Origin of the sequence: Mesorhizobium sp. M4A.F.Ca.ET.050.02.1.1, from assembly GCF_003997725.1 — a bacterium.
Taxonomy (GTDB): domain Bacteria; phylum Pseudomonadota; class Alphaproteobacteria; order Rhizobiales; family Rhizobiaceae; genus Mesorhizobium.
This window is the reverse complement of sequence record NZ_RZSG01000563.1, coordinates 1-3,986: the sequence shown is the minus strand read 5'-3', so window position 1 is coordinate 3,986 and position 3,986 is coordinate 1. Positions and strand designations below refer to the sequence as shown.

Genomic DNA, 3,986 nt, shown 5'->3' with positions numbered 1-3,986 from the left:
GTGCTACGGCTACCGGGTGCTGAAGAAACTGGATGCCGCCGGCGAGCCCGTCCGCGGCGACCGCGAGATCGTGCCGGGCGAAGCGACCATCGTGCGCCGCATCTTCCGCGAGTTCGCCGCCGGCAAGAGCCCGAAGGCGATCGCCGTCGACCTCAACAAGGAGGGCGTTCCTGGTCCGCTCGGCCGGCACTGGGGCGATACCAGCGTGCGCGGGCACGTAAGCCGGGGCACCGGTGTCATTAACAACGAGCTCTATACCGGTATGCTGGTTTGGAACCGCCTGCACTTCGTCAAGGATCCCGCAACCGGCAAGCGCGTCTCACGGGCCAATCCGCCAATCAAATGGATCCGCACCGAGGTGCCGCATCTCAGGATCGTCGAGGACGAATTGTGGCAGGCCGTGAAGGAGAGACAGAAATCCATCGCCAGCCAGTTCGAGGCCGTGGCGTTCGCCACGCGCAAGGCTCGGGCCAGGAAGCTGCACACCCTGAAGCGGCCAGTCTCCCTGCTTTCCGGCCTGCTCATCTGCGGCTGCTGCGGCGGGCGCTATGGCCTGTTCACACGCGAGCGCTATGCCTGTCTTAACCACCAGCGCCGAGGCATGTGCGACAATGGCCGCTCCATCACCCGCGAGAACATCGAACAGCGGGTCCTCGCAGGGCTGAAGGAAAGGCTCGTCTCGGCCGACGCCGTGGCCGAGGCGGTCGAGGCCTATGCCCAGGAGACCAACCGTCTGAACCAGGAGCTTCGCGCGCAAGGCGAACAGGAACGCAAGGCACTCGACAAGATCGAGCGCGCCATCGCCGGCATCATGGCCGCGATCGAGGATGGCCTGTACCAACCTTCGATGAAAGCGAGAATGGAAGACCTGGAGAGGCAGAAGGCGGAGATCACCGCGCGTCTGGCGGGGGCATCATCAGATCTGCCTGACCGGCATCCCAACATCGCCACTCTCTACGGCAAGCGGGTCGAGCAGTTCACGCAAGCGCTGGCCGACCACGAAGACGGACGTCCGGCCGCCGAGGCATTGCGTTCGTTGATCGGAGAGATCGTGCTCACGCCCGGCCACAAGCGCGGTGAGGTCCATGCCGAGCTACGCGGCGAGTTATTCGGCATCCTCGAACTCGCCAAACCTGACAGAATCCACGAGCCTCCCGATGTTATGACAAAAGGGGTTGCGGGTCCCCGCAACCAAATACAAAACGGCCCGCCTCGCGCGGGCCGTTTTCGTTTGTCACCCTACGGTCTTTCAGCTCGACTCGGCAGAACTTTGCAGCGATGGTCGGCGGCGTCGCGATGCCGCAGGTCCGGCCGCGCGGCTAAGCATAAGGAGCGGAAGATGCGGCAGGCACTGATCGTATGGGGCGGCTGGGAGGGCCATGAGCCGGAACTCGGCGCGCGCGCCGTCAAGACTATGCTCGAGGAAGAGGGATTTGCCGTTCGCGTCGAGACCTCGACCGCGGCATTCGCCGATCCCGCAATCGCCGATCTCAGCCTGATCGTGCCGATCTACACCATGTCCAAGCTTACCAAGGCCGAGGAGTCCAACCTCACCACCGCAATCGCGGGCGGCGTCGGCCTTGGCGGCTATCATGGCGGCATGGGCGACGCCTTTCGCGAATCGACTGACTACCAGTTCATGTGCGGCGGCCAGTGGGTCGCCCATCCCGGCAACATCATCGACTACCGGGTCGACATCGCCCGCCGCGACGATCCGATCATGAGCGGCATCGACGATTTCCGCTACCGCTCCGAGCAGTACTACATGCATGTCGACCCCTCGAACGAGGTGCTGGCGACCACCACCTTCACCGGCGCGCACGCGCCGTGGATCGACGGCGTCGTCATGCCGGTGGTCTGGAAGCGCCGACACGGCGAGGGTCGGGTGTTCTACTCGTCGTTGGGGCATGTGGCCAAGGAGTTCGAGGTACCGCAGATGCGGACCATCCTGCGCCGCGGGCTGGCCTGGGCGGCACGCTGACGCCCGTGCCGAGCGCTGTGGCAATGCCGGCTTGAGATTCTATCACCGCCGGCCCGTTCGGATGATCGCGATCGAACGTGCCGCGTATCTTGCTTCATGACACGCAGACCAGCGGGACCGGTACGACCGGTCCCGCTTTCTGCCTCTTGCAGGTGCGTGCAGCCAAGGCGTCAGGTTTGGACGGCCTCAGGTGACGCGCAATGACCTCATCTCACTGCAACGCGGACGCCGTCGTCGTCGCGAAGGCGATCCACGCACAGGGCGCGAAGGACGAGCGCGGCATCGGCGTAGGTGATCGACCTTTCGCCGCCGGCGGGCAACATGCCGCCGACGGTGTCCAGGACATCGGCCTCGATGCGCCAAGGCAGGATGTCGGTGCAGGTCCGCATGCGACCGAAGACCGAGCTGATCGGGATCATACGGCCTTCGAACTCGACTTGCGGCTCGTCCGTGCCCGGAGTCCAGGCCTGGTAGGCTTCCAGAGCCTCGTCGAAGGCGCCATGCAACTGGATTGGGGCATGGCCCTCGTGCAGGGCGGGCAGCAGGCGTGTGGTCATCGGTTTCCTCCTCGATCGCGGCAGCAATCCATGCTGTCAACGCCCCCGCGCCCTTGGTGAATTGATTGGTCTATTGCACCGGCCTGATGGTGATGGGATCTGGAACGATCTCCAGAAATGTCTGCGTCATCGTCATCTCCTGATCATTCGAACACGAATGCGAAAAGGCCAGGCACTGGAAGGGCAGTATGACTTGCTCCGACTCAAATGTCTATCAAACTTGTAGACATTCGTTAGGCTAAGCTAAGATGACCTCAATCGCCTCGTCACTGACCTTGTCGAGAGGCCGGCAAGCGTCTGATCACGATGAACCGGTATTTGGCTCCAGACGATAGCTCGCTCCATCGAAAACAAAGGCGTTGCCGCGTAGCCTGCCGCCGAACGGTATCAGCGGAAAGCAAATGGGAATTCGGAGCGACGATCGTCCAGGGAGGACCGTCGCATGGCGTGGTGCTTGTTAGCGATTCCAGAAATCGCGATGTGGTGTGAGCAACTCGTCCGCGATTTCGGGGAAAGGGCCAAAGACCTCGATCTTTTTCTGGCCGGAGCCGAGTACGGTGCGCGAAGAAAGACTCATCGTCGGATTCTCCGGGTGATCCCCGGTGAGCGCCAGGAGGTCGGTCTCCTCGAAGCCGTAGACCAGCCGGCCGATATTCGCCCAGTAGAGCGTGCCTGTGCACATTGCGCAGGGCTCGCCCGTCGTGACCAACGTGCAGGTCCAGAGAAACTCTGGCCGGTAGGCGGTCGCTGCGCGCCGGGCGAGTTCGGTCTCGGCATGGCGCACCGTGTCGAGATTGCCCTGCCGCATCAGCACGCGGTCGTCCGGGCCGACCAGCACCGCACCGAACGGATGATGGCCATGCGCGGCCGTGTCGCGGGCAACGGCGTCAGCGGATCGGAGGTGAGCGAGCATCTGATCGCGGGTCATGGCAAAATCCCCTCACGCCGACACTCACTCCCATGCGCGGCTGTTGAGCTGAGATTGCTGCCAGGGGGCGCGATTGGCAAGAGCCAACCGTCGCTTGAGCGTCCACCTGCTGATGACAATCGCCGCCGAACCGTTTCCCGGAAATGCTCTAGACGCTCTCCAGGTAAGTCTCGATCTCGAAGTCGCTGACGTTGAGCGCGAAGGTGTTCAGTTCCTGGCGCTTGCAGGCGACGAAGGACTGGCGCAGCGTGGCCGGGAAGATCTCCGCCACCAGTGGCCCGCCTTCGAAGCTGGCGATGGCCGAGGCCCAGTCCGGCGGCAGCTTCGCCAGCGTGAGCCCTTGTCCCTCGCCGCCGGTCGGTTCGCCGGGCGACAGTTCTTTCTCGATGCCGATCAGCGCCGCGCCCAGGATTGCCGCCAGCACCAGGTAGGGATTGGCGTCGGCGCCGGAAACGCGATGCTCGATGCGGCGCGCCGCGGAGGGCCCGCCGGGAATGCGGATCGCCACCATGCGGTTCTC

At 63.9% G+C, this 3,986-nt stretch carries 3 protein-coding genes and 2 pseudogenes; 2 read left to right on the top strand and 3 right to left on the bottom strand.

Annotation, left to right across the window (positions count from 1 at the left end; genetic code table 11):
- Positions 1 to 16: 16 nt before the first annotated feature.
- Together EOA33_RS40845 and EOA33_RS26920 are read left to right on the top strand one after the other, a co-directional pair.
- Positions 17 to 604, top strand: a pseudogene (locus EOA33_RS40845) (recombinase family protein); the annotation flags it as partial.
- A gap of 735 nt (positions 605 to 1,339) precedes the next feature.
- On the top strand, positions 1,340 to 1,981 hold the full coding sequence (locus tag EOA33_RS26920; RefSeq protein ID WP_126058158.1) for a ThuA domain-containing protein: 642 nt from the start codon (positions 1,340 to 1,342) through the stop codon (positions 1,979 to 1,981).
- A gap of 206 nt (positions 1,982 to 2,187) precedes the next feature.
- Here EOA33_RS26920 and EOA33_RS26915 read toward each other — a convergent pair whose 3' ends face one another.
- From EOA33_RS26915 to EOA33_RS26900, 3 genes and pseudogenes are all read right to left on the bottom strand, one after another.
- Positions 2,188 to 2,538: a hypothetical protein gene (locus tag EOA33_RS26915; protein WP_126058159.1), complete on the bottom strand. Its 351-nt coding sequence runs from the start codon at positions 2,536 to 2,538 to the stop codon at positions 2,188 to 2,190.
- A 457-nt stretch (positions 2,539 to 2,995) separates the two neighbouring features.
- A complete protein-coding gene (locus tag EOA33_RS26905; RefSeq protein WP_126058160.1) occupies positions 2,996 to 3,466 on the bottom strand; it encodes a nucleoside deaminase in 471 nt (156 codons plus the stop codon).
- A 148-nt stretch (positions 3,467 to 3,614) separates the two neighbouring features.
- Positions 3,615 to 3,986, bottom strand: a pseudogene (locus EOA33_RS26900) (glutamine synthetase); the annotation flags it as partial.